Annotated in this window: 22 protein-coding genes, 3 tRNA genes and 1 riboswitch; of the genes, 14 read left to right on the top strand and 11 right to left on the bottom strand. The window is 69.3% G+C overall.

What is annotated here, in order from left to right; all coding sequences use genetic code 11:
- Positions 1–265: 265 nt before the first annotated feature.
- From ACIBVQ_RS35950 to ACIBVQ_RS35960, 3 genes are all read right to left on the bottom strand, one after another.
- Positions 266–338: transfer RNA gene (locus ACIBVQ_RS35950), tRNA-Glu, on the bottom strand.
- 15 nt (positions 339–353) lie between these two features.
- A tRNA-Glu gene (locus ACIBVQ_RS35955) sits at positions 354–429 on the bottom strand.
- Between the two features lie 62 nt (positions 430–491).
- Positions 492–563: transfer RNA gene (locus ACIBVQ_RS35960), tRNA-Gln, on the bottom strand.
- Positions 564–762: 199 nt separating this feature from the next.
- On the opposite strand from ACIBVQ_RS35960, the gene ACIBVQ_RS35965 reads away from it, so the two are divergent.
- Positions 763–2739, top strand: a complete 1977-nt coding sequence (locus tag ACIBVQ_RS35965; protein ID WP_362909416.1) for a M3 family metallopeptidase — start codon at positions 763–765, stop codon at positions 2737–2739.
- Between the two features lie 427 nt (positions 2740–3166).
- On the opposite strand, the gene ACIBVQ_RS35970 is transcribed toward ACIBVQ_RS35965, so the two are convergent.
- The gene (locus tag ACIBVQ_RS35970; protein WP_399183111.1) at positions 3167–3745 is read right to left on the bottom strand and encodes a PadR family transcriptional regulator; all 579 of its coding nucleotides are present in this window, start codon (positions 3743–3745) and stop codon (positions 3167–3169) included.
- Positions 3746–3800: 55 nt separating this feature from the next.
- Between ACIBVQ_RS35970 and ACIBVQ_RS35975 the strand changes: the two genes are divergently transcribed.
- The gene (locus ACIBVQ_RS35975; RefSeq protein WP_399183113.1) at positions 3801–5129 is read left to right on the top strand and encodes an MATE family efflux transporter; all 1329 of its coding nucleotides are present in this window, start codon (positions 3801–3803) and stop codon (positions 5127–5129) included.
- On the opposite strand, the gene gltX is transcribed toward ACIBVQ_RS35975, so the two are convergent.
- Both gltX and ACIBVQ_RS35985 read right to left on the bottom strand, forming a co-directional pair.
- Positions 5023–6354, bottom strand: coding sequence for a glutamate--tRNA ligase (gltX, locus tag ACIBVQ_RS35980; RefSeq protein WP_399183196.1), 1332 nt, complete (start codon positions 6352–6354; stop codon positions 5023–5025). The two genes, ACIBVQ_RS35975 and gltX, sit on opposite strands and share 107 nt — an antisense overlap.
- 28 nt (positions 6355–6382) lie before the next feature.
- Positions 6383–7159, bottom strand: a complete 777-nt coding sequence (locus ACIBVQ_RS35985) for a fumarylacetoacetate hydrolase family protein (protein ID WP_352010261.1) — start codon at positions 7157–7159, stop codon at positions 6383–6385.
- A gap of 243 nt (positions 7160–7402) precedes the next feature.
- Between ACIBVQ_RS35985 and ACIBVQ_RS35990 the strand changes: the two genes are divergently transcribed.
- The 7 genes from ACIBVQ_RS35990 (at position 7403) to ACIBVQ_RS36020 (ending at position 10883) form a co-directional block, all read left to right on the top strand.
- Entirely contained in the window at positions 7403–7900 is a 498-nt protein-coding gene (locus ACIBVQ_RS35990; RefSeq protein ID WP_386187315.1) for an Asp23/Gls24 family envelope stress response protein, read from the top strand.
- A complete protein-coding gene (locus ACIBVQ_RS35995; protein WP_352010260.1) occupies positions 7897–8163 on the top strand; it encodes a hypothetical protein in 267 nt (88 codons plus the stop codon). The genes ACIBVQ_RS35990 and ACIBVQ_RS35995 overlap by 4 nt, the downstream gene beginning before the upstream one ends.
- Positions 8160–8348, top strand: coding sequence for a hypothetical protein (locus tag ACIBVQ_RS36000; protein ID WP_352010259.1), 189 nt, complete (start codon positions 8160–8162; stop codon positions 8346–8348). The genes ACIBVQ_RS35995 and ACIBVQ_RS36000 overlap by 4 nt, the downstream gene beginning before the upstream one ends.
- The gene (locus ACIBVQ_RS36005) at positions 8345–8737 is read left to right on the top strand and encodes an Asp23/Gls24 family envelope stress response protein (protein WP_399183117.1); all 393 of its coding nucleotides are present in this window, start codon (positions 8345–8347) and stop codon (positions 8735–8737) included. Before ACIBVQ_RS36000 ends, ACIBVQ_RS36005 begins: the two co-directional genes overlap by 4 nt.
- Positions 8734–9507, top strand: a complete 774-nt coding sequence (locus tag ACIBVQ_RS36010) for a DUF6286 domain-containing protein (RefSeq protein ID WP_352010257.1) — start codon at positions 8734–8736, stop codon at positions 9505–9507. The genes ACIBVQ_RS36005 and ACIBVQ_RS36010 overlap by 4 nt, the downstream gene beginning before the upstream one ends.
- A gap of 5 nt (positions 9508–9512) precedes the next feature.
- Positions 9513–10076 (top strand): hypothetical protein, encoded by a 564-nt coding sequence (locus tag ACIBVQ_RS36015; RefSeq protein WP_399183120.1) that lies wholly within the window; start codon positions 9513–9515, stop codon positions 10074–10076.
- Positions 10077–10445: 369 nt separating this feature from the next.
- A complete protein-coding gene (locus tag ACIBVQ_RS36020; RefSeq protein ID WP_399183122.1) occupies positions 10446–10883 on the top strand; it encodes an antibiotic biosynthesis monooxygenase family protein in 438 nt (145 codons plus the stop codon).
- A gap of 62 nt (positions 10884–10945) precedes the next feature.
- Here the strand turns inward: ACIBVQ_RS36020 and ACIBVQ_RS36025 are convergent, their stop codons facing one another.
- Positions 10946–11542, bottom strand: coding sequence for an HD domain-containing protein (locus ACIBVQ_RS36025; protein WP_352010254.1), 597 nt, complete (start codon positions 11540–11542; stop codon positions 10946–10948).
- Between the two features lie 71 nt (positions 11543–11613).
- Here ACIBVQ_RS36025 and ACIBVQ_RS36030 point away from each other — a divergent pair, with 71 nt between their 5' ends.
- The 3 genes from ACIBVQ_RS36030 (at position 11614) to ACIBVQ_RS36040 (ending at position 15514) form a co-directional block, all read left to right on the top strand.
- Positions 11614–12570, top strand: a complete 957-nt coding sequence (locus ACIBVQ_RS36030; protein ID WP_399183124.1) for a GlxA family transcriptional regulator — start codon at positions 11614–11616, stop codon at positions 12568–12570.
- A gap of 254 nt (positions 12571–12824) precedes the next feature.
- Positions 12825–13439, top strand: coding sequence for a cysteine hydrolase family protein (locus ACIBVQ_RS36035; protein WP_362909428.1), 615 nt, complete (start codon positions 12825–12827; stop codon positions 13437–13439).
- 446 nt (positions 13440–13885) lie between these two features.
- Positions 13886–15514 carry a heparinase II/III family protein gene (locus ACIBVQ_RS36040; protein ID WP_386187336.1) on the top strand — a complete coding sequence of 543 codons (1629 nt, stop codon included), beginning with the start codon at positions 13886–13888 and terminating at the stop codon, positions 15512–15514.
- A gap of 60 nt (positions 15515–15574) precedes the next feature.
- Here ACIBVQ_RS36040 and cimA read toward each other — a convergent pair whose 3' ends face one another.
- From cimA to ACIBVQ_RS36055, 3 genes are all read right to left on the bottom strand, one after another.
- On the bottom strand, positions 15575–17155 hold the full coding sequence (cimA, locus tag ACIBVQ_RS36045; RefSeq protein ID WP_399183126.1) for a citramalate synthase: 1581 nt from the start codon (positions 17153–17155) through the stop codon (positions 15575–15577).
- Between the two features lie 439 nt (positions 17156–17594).
- Complete coding sequence (locus ACIBVQ_RS36050; RefSeq protein ID WP_352010249.1) at positions 17595–18689, bottom strand: branched-chain amino acid aminotransferase; 1095 nt, start codon at positions 18687–18689, stop codon at positions 17595–17597.
- A gap of 182 nt (positions 18690–18871) precedes the next feature.
- The gene (locus ACIBVQ_RS36055; protein ID WP_352010248.1) at positions 18872–19918 is read right to left on the bottom strand and encodes a 3-isopropylmalate dehydrogenase; all 1047 of its coding nucleotides are present in this window, start codon (positions 19916–19918) and stop codon (positions 18872–18874) included.
- Between the two features lie 148 nt (positions 19919–20066).
- Positions 20067–20281: riboswitch (cyclic di-AMP (ydaO/yuaA leader) on the top strand.
- Here ACIBVQ_RS36055 and ACIBVQ_RS36060 point away from each other — a divergent pair.
- Positions 20269–20976: a C40 family peptidase gene (locus tag ACIBVQ_RS36060; protein ID WP_399183129.1), complete on the top strand. Its 708-nt coding sequence runs from the start codon at positions 20269–20271 to the stop codon at positions 20974–20976. It overlaps the preceding riboswitch by 13 nt.
- A gap of 525 nt (positions 20977–21501) precedes the next feature.
- Here ACIBVQ_RS36060 and serA read toward each other — a convergent pair.
- A complete protein-coding gene (serA, locus tag ACIBVQ_RS36065) occupies positions 21502–23091 on the bottom strand; it encodes a phosphoglycerate dehydrogenase (protein ID WP_352010246.1) in 1590 nt (529 codons plus the stop codon).
- A gap of 208 nt (positions 23092–23299) precedes the next feature.
- Between serA and ACIBVQ_RS36070 the strand changes: the two genes are divergently transcribed.
- A complete protein-coding gene (locus tag ACIBVQ_RS36070) occupies positions 23300–24232 on the top strand; it encodes a hypothetical protein (RefSeq protein ID WP_386187349.1) in 933 nt (310 codons plus the stop codon).
- Positions 24233–24241 lie beyond the last annotated feature (9 nt).

Genomic DNA, 24241 nt, shown 5'->3' on the forward strand with positions numbered 1-24241 from the left:
GGTGGCGCCCGGGTCGCCGACCGCCACCCCCCCCCCCCCCCCCCGGGGCGGCACGCCCCCAACGCGGGCCAGCCCCCCCCCCCCCAAACCCCCCCCCCCCCCCCCGGGGGGGGCCCCCCGGGGGGGGCCCCACCGCGGTCTTTTTTCCACCCGAAGACGATTCTCCCGGTGGGAACGATCACCCGCGGACGCGTATTTCCGCGGACCGCTTTTCCTGAAAAGCAGAAAACCCTCGGAAGCCTGCGCTTCCGAGGGTTCACCTGGGTAGCCCCGACCGGATTCGAACCGGCGCTACCGCCTTGAGAGGGCGGCGTCCTAGGCCACTAGACGACGGAGCCTTGCGATGCTGACAGTGGTAGTCCCGACCGGATTCGAACCGGCGTTACCGCCTTGAGAGGGCGGCGTCCTAGGCCACTAGACGACGGGACCGTGACACTGTCGTCGGATCCCATTGAGACGGAATCCGCGGCGTCTCCTGAAGGGAGACGCAGCTGGGGTACCAGGACTCGAACCTAGAATAACTGAACCAGAATCAGTCGTGTTGCCAATTACACCATACCCCACCGCCCTTGACCCCCTTGCGGGGCTCGCTGGCGACTCCGAAAGAATAGCCCAGGTTGGGGGTCAAGGCCAAAACGATTGGCCGCCCCGGTCGCGGGAGGCCTCCCCGGTGCCTCCGCTGTCCCCCGGCAGGGGGCTGTGCGACGCTGCTGCAGACGATCCGATCCGGTCCGATCCGGTCTCACGTGAGGAGCCCTTACCTTGGCTGAGAACCCCTTCTTCGCTCCCAGCGCGCTGCCGTACCGGCTGCCGGACTTCGCGCGGATCCGGGAGGAGCACTACCTGCCCGCCTTCGAACACGGCATGGCGGAACAGCTCCGGGAGGTCGAGGCGATCACCGCCAACCCCGAGCCCGCAACGTTCGCCAACACCGTCGAGGCCCTCGAACGCTCCGGGCAGATCCTGTACAGGACGACGATCGTCTTCTCCAGCGTCGCCGCCTCGGACGCCACCGACCGCATCCGGGAGATCGAGACCGAGATCTTCCCCAAGCTGACCAAGCACGACGACGCCATCCGGCTGAACCGCGCCCTCTACGCGCGGATCAAGCAGGTCACCACCGACGACCCCCAGGAGGCGTGGCTGCTGGAGAAGTACCGGGTGGACTTCGTCAGGGCGGGCGCCGACCTGTCCGAGCCCGAGCAGCTGCGGCTGCGTGAGCTCAACGAGGAACTGACCCGGCTCGCCACCTCCTTCTCCCAGAACCTGCTCAAGGCCTCGACCGCCTCCGCCCTCGTCGTCGGCGACCCCGCCGAACTCGACGGGCTCTCCGAGAGCGCGATCAAGGCGATCGAGAAGGACGGCGAGTACGTCCTGCCGCTGCTCAACTTCACCAACCAGCCCGCCCTGGCCGAACTGACCGACCGGAACACCCGCAGAAGGCTCTACGAGCTCTCGGTGAACCGGGCGCCGGAGAACTTCGGCCTGGCCGTACGGCTGGCCACCCTGCGCGCGGAACGCGCCGCCCTGCTCGGCTACTCCGACCACGCCGCCTACTCCGTGGCCGACCAGACGGCCAAGACCACCGAGGCCGTCGAGGAGATGCTCGGCAAGCTCGTCGGCCCCGCGGTGGCCAACGCCCGCCGGGAGGCCGAGGCGCTGGCGCAGGAGGCCGGATTCCCCATCGAGCCGTGGGACTGGTCGTTCTACGCGGAGAAGGTGCGCAAGTCGCGCTACGACTTCGACGGCGCCGAACTGCGCCCCTACTTCGAACTGGACCGGGTGCTTCGCGACGGCGTCTTCCACGCCGCCGGCGAGCTGTACGGGATCACCTTCACCGAGCGGGACGACCTCGCCGGGTACCACCCGGACGTGCGGACCTTCGAGGTGTTCGACACCGACGGCTCACAGCTCGGCCTGTTCCTCTTCGACCCGTACGCGCGGCCGACCAAGCGGGGCGGCGCGTGGATGAACAACCTCGTCGACCAGTCGCACCTGTTCGGCCACCTGCCGGTGGTGATGAACAACCTCAACATCACCAAGCCTACGCAGGGCCCGACGCTGCTGACCTTCGACGAGGTCACCACCGCCTTCCACGAGTTCGGCCACGCCCTGCACGGACTGTTCTCCGACGTCCGCTTCCCCCGGGTCTCCGGCACCGAGGTGCCCAGGGACTTCGTTGAGTACCCCTCCCAGGTCAACGAGATGTGGGCGACCTGGCCCTCCGTCCTCGCCAACTTCGCCAGGCACCACGAGACCGGCGAACCGGTGCCCGCCGAACTGCTGGAGAAGATGAAGGCCGCGGAGAAGTTCAACCAGGGCTTCGCGACCGTGGAGTATCTCGCCGCCGCGCTGCTCGACTGGGCCTGGCACAAGCTGGCGCCCGGCCAGACCGTCGAGGACCCCGAGGCCTTCGAGGCGCATGCCCTGCAAAGCGCTGGAATCGCCTTCGAGCTCGTCCGCCCCCGCTACCGGACCAACTACTTCGCGCACATCTTCTCCAGCGGTGTGGGCGGCTACAGCGCCGGCTACTACTCCTACATCTGGAGCGAGGTGCTGGACGCCGAGAGCGTCGAGTGGTTCAAGGAGAACGACGGCCTCAGGCGCGAGAACGGTGACCACTTCAGGTCGGCCCTGCTGTCCGTCGGCGGCTCCATGGACGTCATGGACGCCTTCCGGGCCTTCCGGGGACACGACCCACGGATCGAGCCGCTGCTGGAGCGTCGCGGACTGCGTTAACCTTTGCGCCGCCTGCGGCGCCGCGGGCTGTGTCTCTTTGCGACGCCTTCGGCGCCGCGGGCTTGGGCGCTTTCGAGTCGGTGCTTTCCCTCGTCACTCATCCGCTGCGCTCCTTCGCTCCTCAGTCCAAGCACCGACGCACCCAAGCCATGTCTCTTTGCTCCGCCTGCGGCGGCGCGGGCTTGGGCGCCTCGGGTCGGTGTCTTCCCTCGTCGCTCATCCGCTGCGCTCCTTCGCTCCTCAGTCCAGACACCGACGCGCCCAAGCCGACATCCCTCACACGCGGCACCGGGGAAGCACAAGACGAACCCCTCACATGCGACGTGGGGGTTGGATCGAGTCTGGGCCGGGTCTCTCGATCCGGCTCGGACGGGCGCCTCTGCCGCGTTGTGGCTTCAGGAGTACGGGGTCAGCCCCTTCTTCCCCATCACCGTTCCGGACCGCACGCCCCACTGACCGACCGGACGTCAGGGCCCTCCAGGGTCGCCAGGGCCTCTCTCAGCCACTGTCGTTCGGCGGCGGAGGTGGCCCTGGCGACCAGCAGCATGCCCCGCCTGAAGGGGTCGGCGACCTCCTCGGCGCGTAGAGGCCTGCCGTCCCGGTAGAAGAACCCGGCCGGGGTCTCCAGGAAGTCGAGACGGCGGCGCAACACCCTCGCCTGGGCTGCGGGGTCGGGGAGCTGGGCCAGGAAGGCCAGCAGCCCGAAGAAGCGGGTCTGGTCGCTGATGTCGAGATCGGCGGGCTCGGAGAGCCTGCGCCACAGCTCCGCCCGACCCTCCTCGGTCAGGGTGAGGACCTGCCTGCGGGCCGCCGCCGTCCCCTCCTCCTCGTGTCGTGCCACGAGCCCGGCCCTCTCCAGGCGGGCGATCGCCGGATAGAGGGCTCCGTCGCTGACGGGCCGTAGGTGACCGCTCATCTCCAGGATGCGGCCCTTGAGCTCGTAGCCGTGCATCGGCCCCTCCCCCAGGAGGCCGAGGATCGACAGGGACAGATCACCGTTTGCCACGGGTGCATCGTATCGCTATACCTCTAAACGATATAGCTCGAAAAGAGGTACAGTGATGTCATTGATCCGCCTGGCCCTGCCCGTCTACGTGGAGTTGCTGACCGCCGTGGTCGCGGTCGGCCTGATCGACCTGTTCTGGGTCTCGGGCCTCGGCGGCCCGGCCGTGGCCGCGGTGACGATCGCGACCACCGTGGAACACCTCGCCCTGGGCGTCGTCCTGGCGGTCGGGACCGGGACGACCATCGTGGTCGGCAGGCGCGACGGGTCCGGACCGCTCACGCCCGTGGTCCGTACGGCGTGGCTGCTGTGGGCGGTCGTCAGCCTGGCGGTCACGGTGCCCGGGGTCCTGGCGCGGGAGCCGCTGGCGGCGCTCTTCACCGACGATCCGGCGACGGCCGCGCTGACCGCCGAATTCTTCCTGGTCTCGCTGGCCGGGATTCCCGTCTTCTACGCCCAGTCGCTCACAGACGGAATCTTCAAGGGGCGGGGCGACACGACCACCCCCATGCGTGTCGCGTTGCTGTGCAACGTTCTGGTGATCGCCCTCGACCCGCTGTTCATCTACTCGTTCGGCCTGGGTGTCCAGGGGGCCGCCTGGGCGACGGTACTGGCCCGCGCGGTGACGCTCGCGCTCTCCCTGACCATCCTCCTACGACGCACGCCCCGCGACGCGCGGCAGGGCCCGAACCGCCGCGACGCCGCCGAGATCCTCCGGGCCGGGCTTCCCCTGTCGGGGGACTTCCTGGCCAGGGCGCTCGTCGGCATGACCATGGTCGGGGTGGTCGGCGGCTTCGGGGTGGCCGATCTGGCGGGCTACGGCATCGGCCTGAAGATCATGTTGGCCGGGGTGATGGCGTTCTACGCGCTCCGCCAGGCGAGCACCATCCAGACGGCCCGCTCGGGCGAGGCGGGCCCCGCCCTGCCGTACGGACTGCTGACGGGTCTGGTCGTCGGCGTCGTGCTGGCTCTCTCCGCGCGGGGTGTGACCGGTCTGTTCACCGACGATCCCGACGTTACCGACGCGGCCGTCGGCTTCCTGCGCTGGATGCCGCTGTATCTTGTCCCGTTCGGCGGCCTGATCGCCGTCGGCGGGGCGTTCCAGGCGAGCGGGCGAGGCGGCAGGCTGCTGGCCGCGACCCTCACGGGTTTCGCGGTCCAGCTCTCCTGCGCCTACTTCCTGGGGCCCCTGCTGGGGGTGACCGGGGTCTGGCTGGCGATGGCGGCGGGTGCCGCCATCGCCCTCACGCTCGTCCTCGTCCCGGTCTCCTCTTCGAGCCTCAGGCTTCGAGCCTGGCGAGCGCGGCGCGGATCCGGGCCGCGGACCGCTCCCGGCCGAGGGCCTCGATCGACTCGAACAACGGCAGTCCGACGGTCCTGCCGGTGATCGCCACCCGGACCGGGGCCTGGGCCTTGCCCAGCTTGAGGCCGTGCTCCGCGCCGACCTCCTCAAGCGCGGTCTTGAGCGAGTCGGGGTCCATCGCGACCGTCTCCAGGCGGGCGAGGTAGCCGGTGAGGATCTCCTTGGCGGAGGTCTTCATGGCCTTGTCCCACGAGGCCTGGTCGAAGACGGGCTCGTCCAGGAAGAGGAAGTCGACGTTGTCCCTGATCTCCGACAGGACCGAGATGCGGGTCTGGGCCAGTTCGGCGATCTTGGCGAAGGTCTCGCGGTCCCAGCCGGGTTCGAGCCACGGCTCACAGCGGGCGACGAACTCCTCAGGGGACAGCGCCCTGATGTACTCGCCGTTGAAGGCCCGCAGCTTCTTCTCGTCGAAGAAGGCCGAGGACGGGTTGACGTCCTCCAGCCTGAACCTCGGCACCATCTCCGACCAGGGCATGATCTCCCGGTCCTCGCCGGTCCCCCAGCCGAGCAGCATCAGGTAGTTGACCATCGCCTCCGGCAGGTAGCCCTCGTCGCGGTAGGACTCCAGGGCCACCTTGTCGCGGCGCTTGGACAGCTTCTGGCGCTTCTCGTTGACGATGACCGGCACGTGCGCCCACACGGGCGGGGTGAGGCCGAGCGCCTGCCAGAGCAGCTGCTGCTTGGGGGTGTTGGACAGGTGCTCCTCGGCGCGGACCACGTGACTGATGCGCATCTCGACGTCGTCGACCACGTTGGCCAGGACGAACAGCGGAGAGCCGTCACCGCGCGCGATGACGAAGTCCTCCATCGCGTTGTTGGGGAACTCGACCGTGCCGCGGACGAGGTCCTCGACCACGGTGACGCCCTCGTCGGGGGTGCGGAACCGTACGGCGCCCTCGGTCAGGCCGCGGTCGCGGCAGAAGCCGTCGTAGCCCTGGTGCTCGGAGCCGGTGCGGGCCTTGACGTCCTCGCGGGTGCAGGTGCAGTAGTAGGCGCGGCCGTCGGCGGCCAGCTTGGCCACGGCCTCCTTGTGCTGCTCGGCGTAGGACGACTGGAAGTAGGGCCCCTCGAAGAGGGGGCTCTCCTCGTTGATGCCGATCCAGGCCAGCGCGGAGATGATGCCCTCGGTCCACTCGGGGCGGTTGCGGGCCGCGTCGGTGTCCTCGATGCGCAGCACGAACCTGCCGCCCGACTGCTCGGCCAGCGCCCAGTTGAACAGCGCGGAACGCGCGCCGCCGACGTGGAACATGCCGGTGGGGGACGGGGCGAAACGAACCCTAATCACGGGAGACCACCCGGTTGGTGAGAGTGCCGATTCCTTCGATGGCGACGCTGACCTCGTCGCCGACGTCGAGCGGGCCGACCCCTTCCGGTGTCCCGGTCAGGATCACGTCGCCGGGGATGAGGGTCATGACCGCGCTGACGTGGGCGATCAGCGTGGGGATGTCATAGATGAGCTTGGAGGTGCGAGAGCTCTGCCTGACCTGGCCGTTCACCGTCGTCGTGATGCCGACGTCGGTCACGTCGAGTTCGGTCTGGATCCACGGGCCGAGCGGGCAGAAGGTGTCGAACCCCTTGGCCCGGGTGAACTGCACGTCCTTCTTCTGCAGGTCACGGGCGGTGACGTCGTTGGCGCACGTGTAGCCGAAGATCACCTCATGGGCGCGCTCCGCGGGGACCTCACGGCAGAGCCTGCCGATGACCACCGCGAGCTCGCCCTCGTAGTCGACCCTGCTGCTCAGCCCGGTCGGGTAGGAGATGGACTCTCCCGGCCCGATCACCGAGGTCGAGGGCTTGAGGAAGACCAGCGGCTCGTCGGGGACCTCGCCACCCATCTCCTTGGCGTGGTCGGCGTAGTTCTTGCCGATCGCGACGACCTTGCTGGGCAGCATCGGCGCGACCAGCCTGACCCGCGAGAGCGAGTGACGCTCACCGGTGAACTGGATCGGGCCGAACGGGTGCCCGGAGATCGCGGAGATGAACTCCTCGCCTGGCCCGCCCTCGACCACGCCGAACCCGACACCCTCACCTGTGGAGAACCTCGCTATACGCACACGACAAGGCTAGTCGGACCCCGCGTCCCGCCGGACCGTCCGTACCTCTCTTCACCCCCATCACTCCCCCAAAGCACGCATAAAGCACTCGATTCCAAAAAGATCAACAAAAACCCTAAATGCTCATATAAAGGATTTTTCTAAGAAGAAGTATGTGCTGGTTAGTGCCCATGTGGGGGGTATGAGAGGCATAGGTAACTTCCGGGGAAGCCGAGCGTCTTCCCCTCGGGGGAGGGAATCGACGTGACCGAAGCCAACACGGTGAACAGGCCGAGGGGCGAGGGCAACCCCGCGCCGCAGGCTCGGACCGACGTCGCCGCGAGCCAGGGAGGCCTGGTGACCCCCAAGGGGACCACCAGCATCGACAGCGGGGTCGTCGCGAAGATCGCGGGCCTGTCGGCCAGAGAGGTGAACGGCGTCTACAACATGGGCGCCGGAACGGCACGGGCGCTGGGCGCCGTACGCGGCATCGTCGGCGGTGACAAGAGCACCGCCACCCAGGGTGTGTCCGTCGAGGTGGGCGAACGGCAGGCGGCGGTCGATCTCGACCTGGTCGTCGAGTACGGCGTGGCCATCCCCGACCTGGCGGCCTCCGTGCGCCGCAACGTGATCACCGGCGTCGAACGCATGACCGGGCTTGAGGTGACCGAGGTCAACATCAAGGTCGACGACGTCCACCTGCCCGGCGACAAGGACGGGGAGAAGGCCGACCAGCCCGATCAGGAACCCCGCGTCCAGTGACCGAACTCGCGCGTGAGATAGCCGACGCCGTACGGCACTGCCCCGACGTGGCGGACCTGTCCGGCGGCCCCTTCGGGACCGTGGCGACCTACCTGCCGGGGGAGCGCGTCTCCGGCGTCGCCCTTCGTGAGGACGAGGTCGAGGTCTCCATAGTCGCCCGGACGACACGGCCGCTGCCGGAGATCGCCGACGAGGTACGGCTCGCGCTCGCGCCCCTGGTCGGCGACCGCGCCGTGAACGTGCATATCGGAGGTGTTCAATGAACCAGTTCCCAATCTGGTCGGTGGCCGGGCTGACCACCGGCATCGCCCTGGGTTTCGCGGCGGCGTTCGGCGGCCTCGGCGCCTTCCTGCTCGTGCTCGTGCTCGGCGCCGTCGGATTCCTCATCGGCCGCATCGTCGAGGGCGGCGAGATCGACGTGTCCCGGCTGTCGGCGAGACGGCGATGACCGCTCCGGCCGCCGCACGGCCCGCCGTACCGGCGGAGCTGCGCGGCAGGACGGAGATCCCGGAGCGGGTCGTCACCCGCATCGCGGTCTGCGCGGCCAAGGAGGTGGAACGGGTGCGGGAGGTTCGCGAGCGGGGGCCGCTGACCTTCGGGAGACACACCCACTCCACCGTCGACGGAGGGCTCGCCCTGCTGGAGCTTGAGGTCTCCGTCGACTATCCGGCCCCGCTGCTGGAGACGGCCGAGGAGATCCGGCGGCACGTCGGCGAACGCGTCCACACGCTGACCGGGCTGTCCGTCGGCCAGATCGACCTCGACGTGACCGGGGTGGTCCCCTCTCCCGAGGAGCAGGGCCCGCCCCGGCAGACCGTGTGGGAGGAGGAAGGATGACCGTCCCTCCCTCGGACCCTTCGTCGGGCTCCTCCTGGAGTCCCTCCCGGGAGGCGGAGGACGACACCGTCCCCATTCCCGGGTCACAGGTCCCCACCTCGGGGGAAAGGCCCGTCCCGGTTCCTGTCCCCGGGACGGGTCCCGCCCCCGGGGCATCCACCGCACCCGGCGCGGAGGTCACGGAGGAGACCGCTCCGCCCGCGCGGGTTCCGAGGAACCACGCCGCGGACAGGGCGGCCGTCAGGGCCTTCCGTCCGCGCCGGGTGGTCCCCGCCGTCATCACCGCCGTGCTGATGACGGCGCTGGGCGTCGTCGTGGCCGCGGAGGTGATCTCCGCGTTGCTCGGCCGCCCGCTGCGCTGGACACCGTACGACCGGATGCTCTCCTGGGCGTCCACGACCAGGTGGGACGACTCCAGGGTGCTGTTCGGCGCCGGGGTGGTCGCCCTGCTCGGCCTGCTGCTGGTGCTGCTGGCGCTCATACCGGGACGGCCCAGGCTCATCCCGGTCAGGACGGGCGACCCCGAACTGATCATCGGCATGCAGCCAAGGGGTTTCACCCGCGCGCTGACCCACGCCGCGGAACAGGTGCCCGGGATCGACCGTGCCCGCGTCAGGCTGCGGGGCAGGACCGCCGAGGTGACGGCCCACAGCCCGCTGCGCGAGCCTGCCGGGCTCGCCGAGGCCGTACAGCGGGCCGTGACCACACGGATCGCCGCCCTCGGCCCGCTGAAGGACTACCCGGTGCGTGTACGCCTACGAGGAGAGTGAGCGTCGTGAACAGGAAGACCGGGCGGGGCAACAGGGTCGGCCTGTTGATCATGGGGGTGCTGCTGTTGCTTCTCGGTGGCTACACGCTGGCCCGGGGCGCGCGCACCCTGCCCAGGGCGGTGGCGCCCGGGGACGAACCGCTGGTCAACGACCCGGTACGGGCCACCTTCGCCACGTACTCACCGTGGCTGTGGTGGGTGATCGCCCTGGCGGCGGTCGTGCTGGCCCTGCTCGGGCTGCGCTGGCTCCTCGTGCAGGGACGGCGTGACCGGCTGGGCGACTTCCGCCTGCAGAGCGGTTCCGGCGGGACCACCGACGTGCGCGGCTCGACCGTCGCCGACGCGGTCGCCGGCGAGGTCGGCGCCCACCCGGCGGTCCTGAGCGCCAGCGCCGCGATGGTCGGCACGAAGGCCCATCCCGCCGTACGGCTGCGCGTCGTCGCCGACGAGGACGCGCCGATGAGCGCGCTGCGCGAGCAGCTCGGCCGCCGCGCCATCCCCCACATGCGCCAAGCCCTGGAACTGGCGCACGTACCGGCCGTCACCAGGGTGAACCTGGAGAGGCGTTAGGGCCTGTTTTGTGGATCTTCGCCGTAGTGAAGATCCACAAAACAGGCCCTGGTACCGGCCCGGCACTGACCATCGTGGGGCAGGATGGGTTCTTGGCCTCCTCCCCTCCCCGAGGGGAGGAGATTCCCGCGGTCGCCCGCAGGGTTTCCTGTTTCACCGCCGGTTGCCCGCCCGAAAAGGATCTTCGTTGGGGTCTTACACCTGCTCCGCAGGCGTTTCACCTCTCCGCCGGCCCGACGGCGAGGGTGGAGCCGATCGTGCGGATAGCGGCTTGGTTATCGCCGCCACCGAACACATTATCGAATCCTGCAACGTCGCGCCGCGTTTCCTCCGACCCAGAAGGACCGGGTCTCCCCTTAAGGAGTTTCGATGAGCGTTGTGAAGATCAATGTGCTGACCGTTCCCGCCGAGCGGCGCGAGGAGCTGGAACAGCGTTTCTCCGGACGGGCCGGGATGGTCGAGTCCTCCGACGGCTTCGAGTGGTTCGAGCTGCTCCGCCCGCTGGAGGGCACCGACCAGTACCTCGTCTACACCCGCTGGAGGTCCGAGGAGGACTTCGAACGCTGGACGCAGAGCCAGGCCTTCCAGCGAGGCCACGCCCAGGCCTCGACCGAGGCCGCGGCACAGGGTCAGCAGGGTCAGCAGGGTCACGGCCATGCGGCGGCCCCCCATCAGGGACACGGCCAGGGACACGGCCAGGGCCACGGCCAGGGCCACGGTCATGGCCACGGCGGGCCCGCCGCGACCGGTTCCACCCTGTGGTCCTTCGAGGTCGTCCAGAGCACCGGCCCCAGGAACGGTTCCTGACCACCGCCTCGTGAGCGCGGCGGAGCACGGCCCTTCGCGGGCACTGTGGGCGCCGCCGCGCGTCAGCGGTCCAGGACGTTCGACGCGACCCGGGCGGCGAAGCCGTTGCGGACGAAGTGGCCGGCCAGGCTGGTGGGTTTGCGCTTCGCCTGGTCCTCGAAGCACGCGGCGAACTCCCCGGCGATCCCGAGGCGGGGGTGACGTTCGAGGATCTCGGCCCTCAGCTCCTCGGGGAAGGCCTCCGACCGTCTTCCCGAGATGTCCAGGCCGGTGGACAGTTCGAGCAGGTGGCCCTCCGGGTCCTTCTCGACGTCCACCTCGGCCCACATGTGGCGCACGATCACCTCGCAGGCGCGCACCCGCCGTTCCACCGGCCATCCGGCCGCCGCGCAGAAGACCCACGCGAGGTGACCCCCCGCCTCCTCGAACGGCACCGTGTGGCTGTCGAACTCCCTGACCAGCCCGATGTCGTGGAGCATCGAGGAGACGTAGAGCAGTTCGGCGTCGAAGGCGATGTCGTTCATCGCGGCGTACGCCGCGGCCCACAGGTAGGCCCGCACGGAGTGGTTCAGCAGCGCGGGCGAACAGTAGGCGGTCGCCACCTCGATGGCCGCGCGGGTGGCCGGGGTCTCGGGGACCACGATTTCGGCGTATTTCATGCGATTCAGCCTGCCGTGACCGCCGATGACCTGCGAGTGGCCGGAGAGACAACCATCGATAGGATTCCGCCATGGGGTTCAGGACGATCGCCGTGGTGATGTTCGACGAGATCCCGCTCTTCGAGGCCTCCGTGCCGATCGCGGTCTTCGGCGAACGACGTACCGGCTCGCCGGAGTTCGACGTGCGGGCGGTCTCCGCCGAGGGCGGCCCGGTGCGGACGGACGCGGGCATCGCGTTGTCGGCTCCGTACGGCTTGGACGCCGTGGACGAGGCCGACCTGGTGATCGTGCCGACCTGGCGGCACCCGCTCGACCGGCCGCCCGCCGCCGAGTCCCTTGAGGCGCTGCGTACGGCCCACCGCAGGGGCGCGACCGTCGTCGGACTGTGCCTGGGCACGTTCGTGCTGGCAGCGGCCGGCCTGCTGGACGGACGGCCCGCCGCGACCCACTGGCGTTACGCCCCGCTGCTCGCCTCCAGGTATCCGAGCATCGAGGTCAAGCCCGACGTGCTGTACGTGGACGAGGGTGACCTGCTGACCTCGGCGGGAAGCGCGGGCGGCATCGACCTGTGTCTCCATCTCGTCCGCAGGGCCTACGGCCACCAGGTGGCCAACGACATCGCCAGGTCCATGGTGATGCCGCCGCACAGGGCCGGTGGGCAGGCGCAGTACATCGACCATCCCGTTCCGGTTCCCGAGACCGGCGACCCGCTGGGCGAGATCCTGGAGTGGGCTCTGCGCAACCTCGACCAGGAGCTGACCGTGGACGCCCTGTCCTCCCGGGCCATGATGAGCCGCCGCACCTTCGACCGGCGCTTCCGCCAGGCCACCGGAACCACCCCCACCCAGTGGCTGCTCCACCAGCGGGTCCTGCACGCGCAACGCCTGCTCGAAACCACCGGCGAACCGGTCGAACGGGTGGCCCGCAGATCCGGCTTCGCCTCCGCGGTGGCCCTACGCCCCCACTTCCGCCGCCAGGTAGGCGTCTCCCCCACCACCTACCGCCAAGCCTTCGGCCCCCCAGCCTGACCCAAGGACTCCCCCTTGAGGCCCCTGGCTTGGGCCTTACCGGCGCCGTGCATGAAGAGTGTCCGGCTTGGGCGCGCCGACGCTTGGACTGAGGAGCGAAGGAGCGAAGCGGATGAGCGACGAGGGAAAGCGTTGGCTCGAAGCGCCCAAGCCCGCGGCGCCGCAGGCGCCGCGAATAGGCAGGGCCGGATTTTTGTGGTCGATGGCTGAGAGAACTATCACGCGGCCACCGTCCGCCCCGTCAAGCTGGAGTCATGAAGCGAGCACTAGTCGTCATCGACGTCCAGAACGAGTACTTCACCGGCAATCTACCGATCGCCTTCCCCCCTCGGCAGGAGAGTCTCGCCAACATCGTGGCCACCATGGACGTGGCGCGCGAGCACGGTGTTCCCGTGGTGATCGTCAGGCACACCGCTCCGGCCGAGTCCCCGCTGTTCGCGAAGGGCAGCCCCTCCTGGGAGCTGCGCGAGGAGGTCGGGAGCAGGCCGTACGACCACCTGGTGGACAAGACGCTGGCGTCGTCCTTCGCCGGGACGGATCTGGCCGAGTGGCTGGCCGCTCAGGAGATCGACACGGTGACCATCACCGGCTACATGACCCAGAACTGCGACGAGTCGACCGCCCGGGACGCCGCCCACCTGGGCCTGAAGGTGGAGTTCCTGTCCGACGCGACCGGCGCCCTCCCGCTGTCCAACAACGCGGGCACCGCGACGGCCGAGGAGCTGCACAACCACGTGCTGGTGGTGATGGCCTCCAACTTCGCCGCCGTGGCGACCACCGCGGAGTGGATCGACGCGGTCAGGGCCGGTGAGCCCCTCCCCCACTCGAACATCTGGGTGAGCACCGAGATCGCCCGCGCCACCCCCTGACCGGCACGAGAACGGCTCCGCCGGGGGCACCTCAGGCGCCCCTCACCCCCAAAAGGTCACAGAAGCCACAAAGAAACCAGAGGGCCCGCTTTTCCCCGATGACTCACCGCTAAACTGACCCGACCTGGACACCCCCGCGGACAGAGCCGTCCAGCGCCCCCTTCTCTGGTGAACGGCGTGGCCTGGCGCCGTCCGTGCTTGGAGTGAGGAGCCGACCTTGGCCCCCTCATCGCCGGGGTCGAGAGTTCTGGTTCGAGCGCCGTCGGTTAGGGGTGAGGGTTTTGGTTTGGGCGCCGTCGGTGCTTGGACTGAGGAACGCGGGAGCACGACGACGGAGAGATGAGGAAAAGCTCCGGCTCGAAGGCTCCCGACCCTCGCGGCGCCGCCGGACGGCGCAGAGGAACACAGCGCTGGCCGTCTCGTTCGTCCTGGCCCTGGCCTGCGGCGTGACGAACGGTACGGCGCAGGCCGCCGAAACGGTCAAGCGGACGGCCGAGTGCCAGGGAGACTGGCTGCCGGCGACGCCGACCTCGGCGGACATCATGGCGGGCAAGGTCGAGTTCGTCGGGCTGCCGCCGGTGAAGGTGGGCAAGGACGTCAACTGGCGTACCGACCCGTACCGCAACCGGTCCTGGAGCATGGTCTTCCACTCGCTGCGCTGGATGGGCCGCCTGGTCGCCGACTACGAGACGACCGGGGAGAAGGCCTATCTGGCCCGGGCCACCGAGATCGCCAAGGACTGGGTGGCGGACAACCCCAGGGGCGGGGGGCCGAAGGCCAGCCCGTACGCCTGGCAGGAGCACCCGATCGCCCTGCGCGCCCCGGCCCTGACGTGCCTGAGCAGGCACGTCAACGAGTCCTGGCTGTCGAAGAGCCTGGCCGAGCACGCCAAGATGCTCTCCAACCCGGCCCTGTACGAGAAGGGGCACAACCATGGGATGGACCAGGACATCGCGCTGTTCGGCATCGGCTGCCGCTTCAAGAACACGACGTGGTCGAACCTGGCGCTCCGGCGGCTGACCACGACCGTCAAGCTCGACATCGACTCCCAGGGGGTACTGCGTGAGCAGGCCCCCCGGTACGCGATCTACGTCTACGACCGGCTCAAGCTCGCGATGGAGCGCATCGAGGAGTGCGGCAGGAAGGTTCCCGGCGAGATCCGCTCCCGGTGGGAGTCTCTTGAGGACTTCATCGCCCACTCGACGCAGCCGAACGGGTTCATGGTCCCGATCGGCGACGGTGGCGCAGACGTACAGCCCTCGGGTTACGACCACCCCAAGAAGACGGTCCGGGTCTTCGGCAACGGCTATGTCTACGGGCGCACCGCCTGGGGCAAGCCGGAGTCGGCGTTCTACTCGATCCGGTTCGGCCCGGCCCTGAGGTTCCACGGCCATGAGGACCACCTGGGTGTGACCTACTACGCGCAGGGCCGTGACGTCCTGGTCGACGTGGGCTTCGACTCCTACGAGAAGACCCCCTACCGGCGCTGGACGATGTCGCCGGAGGCGCACAACACCCCCGCCGTGGTCGGTGCCCGGTTCCGTCCCAAGACGGCCAGCGCCCTGAGCAAGTCCTCGGTCGGGCAGGACAGGCAGAGTTACCGGCTGACCGACAGGGCCTACGGCGTGCCGAGGACCCGGTCGGTGCTGGTCAACCACGGCGATGACGTGATGGCGGTGCTGGACACCGTGCCCCGGGGCTCCAAGGTGAGCAACGTCTGGCACTTCGCCCGTGAAATGTCCCTGGTCTCCAACGGCGGCGGCCGGGTCGTGGTCAAGGACAAGTCCGGCTGGAAGGCGACGCTGGTCCAGCTGTCCATGCCCTCCTGCAAGCCGGTCGGCGGGCAGCGGGTGGTCTCCGGCCAGCAGAACCCCTTCCAGGGCTGGGTCTCTCCCACCTATCTGAACAAGCAGGCCGCTCCCGCGGTCCTGTCCCCCGCCACGGAGGGCGCGCTGCTCACCGTCGTGGTGCCGGGAACCGCCTCCCCCGAGGTCTCCTGCTCGGGCGGCAGGGTGCGGCTGCAGACCTCCGAAGGTCAGGTCAGCTTCAAGGTCTCGGGCGCCAACCTGTCCTGACCTCGCTCTCCGCCCGTCCGGCGAGGGGTACGGCCCAGGCCGTACCCCTCGGTTGTGAGGTCAGTCGGCGATGTGGCCCGCCCTGAGCAGGCCGTAGGTGACCGCCTGCTCAAGGGCCTGCCAGGAGGCCTCGATGATGTTCTCGTCGACGCCGACGGTCGCCCACTCACCGGTATCGTCGCTCGACGTGATGAGGACCCTGGTCACGGCGTCCGTGCCGTGGGTGCCCTCAAGGATGCGCACCTTGAAGTCGATCAGCTCGACGGCCGCGAGCTCGGGGTAGAGCTTCTCCAGGCCGAGCCGTACGGCCTTGTCCAGGGCGTTGACCGGGCCGTTGCCCTCACCGGTCGAGACGATCCGCTCGCCCTTGGCGTGCAGCTTGACCGTGGCCTCGCTGACCAGTTCGCCGTCGCGGGTCCGCTCGACGATCACCCGCCACGACTCGACCTCGAAGTGGCGCCGCTTGCGGTCACCGGCGACGGTGTCGCGCAGCAGCAGCTCGAAGGAGGCGTCGGCCGCCTCGAAGGTGTAGCCCTTCGACTCAAGCTCCTTGACCCGTTCGACGAGGACGCGCGAGGTGTCCGGCGACAGGTCGTAGCCGAGTTCGCGCCCCTTGAGCTCGACGGAGGCGCGGCCCGCCATGTCGGAGACGAGCATGCGCATGTCGTTGCCGACCAGGGAGGGGTCGATGTGCTGGTAGAGGTTGGGGTCGACCTTGATGGCGCTGGCGTGCAGCCCGGCCTTGTGAGCGAAGGCGGAGACACCCACGTAGGGGGCGTGGGAGTTCGGGGTGACGTTGGTGACCTCGGTGATGGCGTGCGCGATGCGGGTCATGTCGGCCAGCGCCTCCTTCGGGACGAGGTCGAAGCCCCGCTTGAGCTGGAGGTTGGCGACCACGGTGAACAGGTTGGCGTTGCCCGAGCGCTCACCGTAGCCGTTGGCGCAGCCCTGTACGTGGGTGGCGCCCGCCTTCACCGCGGCCAGGGTGTTGGCCACCGCGCAGCCGGTGTCGTCGTGGCAGTGGATGCCGATCCTGGCCGTGGTCGCGACGGCGGCGGCGACGACCTCGGCGAGTTCGTCGGGGAGCATGCCGCCGTTGGTGTCGCACAGGGCGATGACCGAGGCCCCCGCCTCGGCGGCGGTGCGCAGGACTTCGAGCGCGTAGGCTGGGTTGGACTTGTAGCCGTCGAAGAAGTGCTCGGCGTCGAGGAAGACTCGCTGGCCCTCCGCACGAAGGTGAGAGACCGTGTCGCGGATCATCGCGAGGTTCTCCTGGAGAGTCGTGCGAAGGGCCAGCTCCACGTGCCGGTCGTGACTCTTGGCGACAAGGGTCACGACCGGCGCGCCGGATTCGCGCAGCGCGGCGACCAACGGGTCGTCGGCGGCCTTGACACCTGCTCGGCGGGTCGCGCCGAACGCGGCTAGCTGCGCGTGCTTCAGATCGAGCTCTGTTCGAGCCCGTCTGAAGAACTCTGTGTCCTTGGGGTTGGCTCCCGGCCAACCGCCTTCGATGAAGCCGACGCCCAGGCTGTCCAGGTGGCGGGCGATGGCCAGCTTGTCCACGACCGTGAGGTTGAGGCCCTCCTGCTGGGCACCGTCACGGAGTGTCGTGTCGTACACGTGGAAGCGGTCGTCGGCCATATCAGTCTCCTTCGCGGGGTTTCGATGTGATTCGCCGCGCGCTCTCTCGGCTCTGAGAAACAAAAAAACCCCTCACGGACGTGAGAGGTCTGCGCGCTGGCGGTGTCCTTTTTCAGCCAGCGCGCCTGCCGATAATGAGCAGACCGTAGAACATGGTGTCTTGGAGTCTGCCACACCCAACCACCACTTGACACATTGATCTCAGGATCTGGAACGCCCGTCCCGCCGACGCGCCCGGAAACCGTTCACGGAGATGGCTCTGACCAGCGGGAACGGCCACCCGAAGGCGACTTTCCCGGATCCGGCCGTGGGACGGCCGCTCACGCGCGCACGCCACATGGCCCGACGGCGCGGCCGGGGGAGTTCATGGCTTCAGGCCGCCGGCGGCCGGGTGGCGTCGCTGACGCTCCCGGTCGCCGGCGGCCTCAGGTCCGCGAGATCAGCAGATCTTGTGCACCCAGCCGTGGGTGTCGGGGCGGGAGCCGTACTGGATGCCGACCAGGGCTTCGCGGACCTTGGCGGTGACCGGGCCCTGGGTGCCGTCGCCGACGGTCCAGGCGCGGTCGGCGCCCTTGACCGAGCCGACCGGGCTCACCACGGCGGCGGTGCCGCAGGCGAAGACCTCGGTGAGGTCGCCGGACTCGCAGCCCGCCTGCCACTCCTCGATCGACAGGCGGCCCTCCTCGGCCGTCAGACCGAGTTCGGCGGCCAGGGAGAGGATCGAGTCACGGGTGATGCCGGGCAGGAGGGTGCCGGTCAGGGCGGGGGTGAGCAGCCGGTCGCCGTAGACGAAGAACAGGTTCATCCCGCCCATCTCCTCGACGTAGCGGTGCTCGTTGGCGTCGAGCCAGACGACCTGGTCACAGCCCTGCTCGACGGCCTGGCGCTGCGCGACGAAGGCCGCGGCGTAGTTGCCGCCGCACTTGGCGAAGCCGGTGCCGCCGGGGGCCGCGCGGGTGTACTCGGTGGACAGCCAGACCGAGACGGCCTTGGCCGCGCCGAAGTAGGCCGCCGCGGGAGAGGCGATCACCATGTAGCGGTAGGTCCGCGAGGGGTAGTTGACGCCGAGCGCGGGCTGGGTGGCGATCATGAAGGGGCGCAGGTAGAGGCTGTGGCCCTGGGTGGTCGGCACCCATTCGCGGTCGGTCTGCACGAGCAGTTCGATCGACTCGACGAAGGCCTCCTGCGGCAGTTCGGGCATGGCCATGCGCAGCGCCGACTGGTTGAAGCGGGCGGCGTTGGCGTACGGCCTGAAGCAGGCGATCGAGCCGTTCTCCTGCCGGTAGGCCTTCAGCCCCTCGAAGAGTTCCTGGGCGTAGTGGAAGACCGACGTCGCCGGGTCGAGGCTGAGCGGGCCGTACGGCGTGAGCCGCGCGTCGTGCCAGCCCTCCCCCTCGGTGTAGTCGATGGAGATCATGTGGTCGGTGAAGGTCTGACCGAATCCGGGATTCGCCAGTACCTGCTCGCGCTCGGCCGTGGAGCGAGCGTGGTCGGAGAGCTGCACGTCGAAGGTCAGCTTCTGAGCGGTGGTCATGGCGGCGGTCCTTCTCTTCGTGGCGGAGTGCACCTACGGTCCATTCTGGGACGGAGCAGGCACCGGAAAACTACTGCATATATGCCAAAATCCGGCAGCCTGCTCGGTGAGACGAACAAAAAAGACGCGCCCGGCGGCTCTGCTGAGCCACCGGGCGCGTCTGGGGTCGTGCGGGCGGCTTGTCAGCCGGCTACTCGGGCGGTGATGTCGTCGCCGATCTCGTGGGTGGTACGGCTCGCCCACCCGGTCTGGCGCTCGACCAGGTCCTCGGCCACGGCCTGCTCGACCTTGGCCGCCTCCTCGGTCAGGCCGAGGTGGTCCAGGAGCATGGCGACCGACAGGATCGTGGCGGTCGGGTCGGCCTTGCCCTGGCCCGCGATGTCCGGGGCGCTGCCGTGGACCGGCTCGAACATGCTGGGCGCGGTGCGGTCGGGGTTGACGTTCCCGCTGGCCGCGAGGCCGATGCCACCGGCGACGGCGGCGCCGAGGTCGGTGATGATGTCGCCGAAGAGGTTGTCGGTGACGATCACGTCGAACCGCTCCGGCTGGGTGACGAAGAACATCGAGGCCGCGTCGACGTGGTAGTAGTCGGTGGCGACGTCGGGGTACTCAAGGCTGACCCGGTCGACGGTACGGGACCACAGGTCACCGGCGAAGGTGAGGACGTTGGTCTTGTGGATCAGCGACAGCTTCTTGCGCGGCCTGCTGAGCGCCTTCTCGAAGGCGTAGCGGACGACGCGCTCGACACCGTAGGCGGTGTTCAGCGACTCCTGCGTGGCGATCTCGTACGGCGTGCCGCGGCGCAGCACACCACCGGCGCCCGCGTAGAGGCCCTCGGTGCCCTCGCGGATGACGACCATGTCGATGTCCTCGGGGCGGGAGCCGCCCAGCGGGGTCGCGACGCCGGGGAAGAGCTTGACCGGACGCAGGTTGACGTAGTGGTCGAGCTCGAAGCGGAGCTTGAGCAGCAACTCGCGCTCCAGGATGCCCGGCGGCACACTGGGGTCGCCGACCGCGCCGAGCAGGATCGCGTCGTAGCCGCGCAGTTCGTCGAGGACCGCCTCGGGAAGGACCTCACCGGTTCTGTGGTACCGGCCGGCACCCAGGTCGTAGGTGGTGGTCTCCACCTTCGTTCCGACGGCTTCGAGGACCTTCAGGCCCTCGGTGACGACCTCGGTCCCGATCCCGTCTCCAGGGATGACGGCCAGACGAACATTGCGCGAATCCATAACGGGCACCCTATCTGCTCTGTCTCGATAATCGAACCACCGATCTCACCCCTCGGACACTTCCCGCCCCGGAAGGCCCTGAAAAGTTTGTCCTATTTGCGATCTTTTGACCGTTTCGTTAAGGTCCTGGCCATTCGTATCGTCGCCTAATTCGCGCAGGCCATCCCCCTCTTTCGGTCCGCGCGGAGCCGGGGAACCACTTCCGGGGTCCACGGGGCGTCCGAGCCGCACTCCGTCTGGCGGAGCACGTTTCCGGCGTTTTCCACGAGGCCCCTCGGGGCGAGTCGGCGCCACCACGCGCCGTAGGGCGACCTCCACGCCCGAGCCCGACAGCTCACCCGGCCGGCCCTATGGAAGGAACGGTCCTGAACGGCAAGACCTACCCCCGTGTCCTGACCCTGATCGTCACCGGCTCGACCATCCTCGCGACACCCGCCGTCGCACTGGCGGACTCCTCCCTCACCACCACCTCCCCCACTCCTCTCCTCGCGCTCGCCGCCGCCGGATTCGCCCTCGCGCACCCGGCCCCCACCGCGGAGAGCTCCCGGACCCCGCTCACCGCTCCCGCCGTCGAACCCGCCCCGGCCGGATTCTCCGGGACCGCGCGGAAGGTCCCGGCCTGGAAGAAGGCGCTGAACTGGGCGATGTCCAAGCGCGGCACACCGTACGTCTGGGGTGGCACGGGCAGGGGCGGCTTCGACTGCTCGGGCCTGATGCTCCGCGCGTACGGCGCCGCGGGCATCCGGCTGCCCCGCACGACGACCCAGCAGTACTCCGCGTTCGCCAGGAAGATCTCCTGGAAGAACCTCAAGCCCGGTGACCTGGTCTTCTTCCACAACCTCGGTCACGTCGGCATGATCACCAAGCCCGGTTACATGGTCCACGCCCCGCGCAGCGGCGACGTGGTCAAGGTGGAGAAGCTGCAGGCCTGGCGCCGCGCCAGCTTCGCGGGAGCCGTACGGCCGGACCCCAAGGGGGTCGAACTCGCCGACGAGCGGGCCGAGCTGGACACGGCGATCAGGCAGTCGACCCAGGCCGGTACGGCCCTCGCCCGCTGACCCACGCCTCTCCCGGTCCCGGGCGCCGCACCGCCCGTGGCCCCGGAGGGACCCGGCTCAGGAGGAGTGCGGGGGCACTCCGCCGTTGTCGCGGCGGTCCAGCGCGGTCTGCAGGGCCTGGGCGGCCTCGTTCTCGTTGTCCTCGGGACGGTTCCAGGGATACATGTCGTACATGACGCTTCTCGTCTCGTTCGCACAGAGCTGGCTGAAGGAGGAAGGGGAGCCTGGACCCTGGTCACGGGCCCTCATCGGATCGCGGATCCGGATCACGGATCGACGGGAAACCGGGGCCGACGAACGCCATCACACCGCGGCGAGTTGCCGGCCCGCCCCTGTGTCAGGCCTCGCCGCGGCAGGTAATAAGTACGAGAACCTGGCGCATTACCAGCCATAATAACCGGCCCTCCGCAATCTGTCTCACCCCTCGTGCAGGCTTCTCATATATTGAGACGAGGCTCGGCCGGAAAAGCAGACGGCCGCCGCCCCGCGAACGGGGACGGCGGCCGTGGGAGCCGTGCTCCGGGATCAGTCGGCCAGGTCGACCGAGCGGCCGCTGTCGGCGCCGATCTCGCCGCCGATCTGGTCGATCACCTCGGCCGGGATGGCGGAGTCGACGGTCAGCGCGATGAGGGCCTTGCCGCCCTTGGCGTCCCTGGCGACCTGCATGGAGGCGATGTTGATGCCGTGGTCGCCGAGGATGCGGCCGACGACGCCGACGACGCCGGGGCGGTCGTCGTAGGTGAAGAACGACAGGTGGTCGGTCGGCTCGATCTCCATCTGGTAGCCGTTGACCTCGACGATCTTCGTGACCTGCCGCGGGCCGGAGAGCGTGCCGGAGACCGAGACGGCGCGGCCGTCGGCCAGGACGCCGCGGACGGTCACCACGTTGCGCCAGTCGGGGCTCTCCGCGCTGGTCACCAGCTCGACGGTGACGCCGCGGTCCTTGGCCAGGAGCGGGGCGTTGACGTAGGTGACGGAGTCCTCGATCACGTCGGTGAAGACGCCCTTGAGGGCGGCCAGCTCCAGCACGCGGACGTCCTGGGAGGCGATCTCACCGCGCACCTCGACGTCGAGCCTGGTGGCGACCTCACCGGCGAGGGCGGTGAAGACGCGGCCGAGCTTCTCCGCCAGGGGCAGACCCGGCTTGACGTCCTCGGCGACGGCGCCGCCCTGGACGTTGACGGCGTCCGGCACGAACTCGCCGGCCAGGGCCAGCTTCACGCTGCGCGCGACCTGGGTGCCGGCCTTCTCCTGGGCCTCGTGGGTCGAGGCGCCCAGGTGCGGGGTGACGACGACCTGGTCCAGCTCGAACAGCGGGCTGTCGGTGACGGGCTCCTTGGGGAACACGTCGATGCCCGCGCCCGCGACGCGGCCTTCCTTGATCGCGGAGTAGAGGGCGCCCTCGTCGATGATGCCGCCGCGCGCGACGTTGATCAGGCGAACCGACGGCTTGACCTGGTGCAGCTCGCGGTCACCGATGAGCCCGACGGTCTCCTTGGACTTGGGCAGGTGCACGGTGATGAAGTCGGACTCGCGCAGGACCTCTTCGAGGGAGGCCAGCCTGACGCCCATCTGTGCGGCGCGGGCGGGCTGCAGGTAGGGGTCGTAGGCGATCAGCTCGACGCCGAACGGCTGCAGGCGCTGGGCGACCAGCTGGCCGATCTTGCCGAGACCGAGGATGCCGACGACCTTCTCGTCCAGCTCGACGCCGGTGTACTTCGAACGCTTCCACTCGCCGCCCTTGAGCGCGGCGTGGGCCTGGGCGACGTTGCGGGCCGAGGCGAGGATCAGCGCGACGGTGTGCTCGGCGGCGCTGGTGATGTTGGAGGTGGGGGCGTTGACGACCATGACGCCTGCCTTGGTCGCGGCCTCAACGTCGACGTTGTCGAGTCCGACGCCCGCGCGGGCGACGACGCGGAGCTTGGGCGCGGCGGCGATCGCCTCCGCGTCCACCTGGGTGGCGCTGCGCACGATGAGCGCGTCCACGTCGGCGAGGGCGGGCAGGAACTTGGCGCGGTCGGCGCCGTCGGTGTGGCGGACCTCGAAGTCGGCTCCCAGGACGGCGAGACCTGCCTCGGAGAGTTCCTCTGCGACCAGTACGACGGGCTTGTTCACGGGCTGGATCCTTTGGAGACGTGGAGGCTGCGGACGGACCTCTCGTAGTCTATCGAGGCTTGTGAACGCGTTCACGAGTGTCCCGCGATCCGAGACGGTTACCCACTTCGTACACCTTCTATGCCTACAAAATTCATCTTGGTCTTGATCTAGATAAAACTTCGCGATTACCCTGATAAGCCGTGGTTCTCTACCTAAGGTTCCGTGTATGAGCATCGGGAACCCCGCTCTCGGCGACGTACTCTCGCAACACGGCAGCCCGCACCGGCTGCTGACGGCGCTGGCCGAATACGGGCTCCTCGTGGCCGTGCGCCCTGATCGCTCCGTCGTGCTCGGCACGACCCAGACCGGCGAACGGGTCCTGCTCGGCTACACCTCGCAGAGCACCTACGCGCGCCACCGCGGCAACCACGCTCTGTCGGCGTGCGACGCCGACACCATCCTCGACATCCAGCGTGCCACCGGCGTGCGCGAGATCGTGATCGACGCCGCGGGCCCGGCGGCGGCGGCCGTACCGATCGAGGATCTCCAGCGCCACCTGCTCTCCACCCGCACCGGCCCGACGCCCGCGCTGTCGAGCGCGGCCCCGACGGCCTACGCGACCGGAGCGATGGCCACGGTCCCGCGTGCCTCCGTGCCTCCGGTCGTCCCCGTGGCTCCGGCGACCCCGGTGGCTCCCACAGTCGCTCCCACAGTGACTCCCGCGGCGGGCCGGCGCACCAGCCCGGCCCCCGTGCCGCCCGCGCCCGCCGCCCAACCGTGGATCCCCGCGCCGCGTCCCCACCTGTCGGGGCCGATGCAGATGGTCGACCCCGGTTACGGGCGCTGCACACACCCGATCCTGCCCGCGCTGCGCTTCGCGATCTCCTACGTGCTCGCCGACTACCCGCTCGTGCACCACGTGTGGATCTCCGAGGCCAAGACCTCCTCGGGGGCCCCCGGGATCATGCTGCACGTCAAGGTGCACATGTCGGCGGCCGAGGACGTGGTCAGGGACATCCACCGCGGGGTGCGCGCCCGGCTGCCGCAGCTGGCCGCCAGCGAGGCGCCGATCCTGATGGCCAGGGTCGCCGACGCCCGCAGCGAACAGCGGATGATCGAGATCGGCGCCCACGTGGTCTGCGCGGGCACCACCGACTGAACCGGACAG

The organism is Streptosporangium sp. NPDC049376 (assembly GCF_044466505.1).
GTDB lineage: Bacteria > Actinomycetota > Actinomycetes > Streptosporangiales > Streptosporangiaceae > Streptosporangium.

What these genes read in the sequence shown, in the direction of transcription:
- ACIBVQ_RS36010 (WP_352010257.1), top strand. Translation starts at nt 8,734, where the DNA reads ATGACCGTCCCTCCCTCGGACCCTTCGTCGGGCTCCTCCTGGAGTCCC.
- cimA (WP_399183126.1), bottom strand. Translation starts at nt 17,155, where the DNA reads ATGGCCGACGACCGCTTCCACGTGTACGACACGACACTCCGTGACGGT.
- ACIBVQ_RS36050 (WP_352010249.1), bottom strand. Translation starts at nt 18,689, where the DNA reads ATGACCACCGCTCAGAAGCTGACCTTCGACGTGCAGCTCTCCGACCAC.
- ACIBVQ_RS36035 (WP_362909428.1), top strand. Translation starts at nt 12,825, where the DNA reads ATGAAGCGAGCACTAGTCGTCATCGACGTCCAGAACGAGTACTTCACC.
- ACIBVQ_RS36025 (WP_352010254.1), bottom strand. Translation starts at nt 11,542, where the DNA reads ATGAAATACGCCGAAATCGTGGTCCCCGAGACCCCGGCCACCCGCGCG.
- ACIBVQ_RS36005 (WP_399183117.1), top strand. Translation starts at nt 8,345, where the DNA reads ATGACCGCTCCGGCCGCCGCACGGCCCGCCGTACCGGCGGAGCTGCGC.
- ACIBVQ_RS36030 (WP_399183124.1), top strand. Translation starts at nt 11,614, where the DNA reads ATGGGGTTCAGGACGATCGCCGTGGTGATGTTCGACGAGATCCCGCTC.
- gltX (WP_399183196.1), bottom strand. Translation starts at nt 6,354, where the DNA reads ATGTTCCACGTCGGCGGCGCGCGTTCCGCGCTGTTCAACTGGGCGCTG.
- ACIBVQ_RS35975 (WP_399183113.1), top strand. Translation starts at nt 3,801, where the DNA reads ATGTCATTGATCCGCCTGGCCCTGCCCGTCTACGTGGAGTTGCTGACC.
- ACIBVQ_RS36055 (WP_352010248.1), bottom strand. Translation starts at nt 19,918, where the DNA reads ATGGATTCGCGCAATGTTCGTCTGGCCGTCATCCCTGGAGACGGGATC.
- ACIBVQ_RS36000 (WP_352010259.1), top strand. Translation starts at nt 8,160, where the DNA reads ATGAACCAGTTCCCAATCTGGTCGGTGGCCGGGCTGACCACCGGCATC.
- ACIBVQ_RS36060 (WP_399183129.1), top strand. Translation starts at nt 20,269, where the DNA reads ATGGAAGGAACGGTCCTGAACGGCAAGACCTACCCCCGTGTCCTGACC.
- ACIBVQ_RS36020 (WP_399183122.1), top strand. Translation starts at nt 10,446, where the DNA reads ATGAGCGTTGTGAAGATCAATGTGCTGACCGTTCCCGCCGAGCGGCGC.
- ACIBVQ_RS36070 (WP_386187349.1), top strand. Translation starts at nt 23,300, where the DNA reads ATGAGCATCGGGAACCCCGCTCTCGGCGACGTACTCTCGCAACACGGC.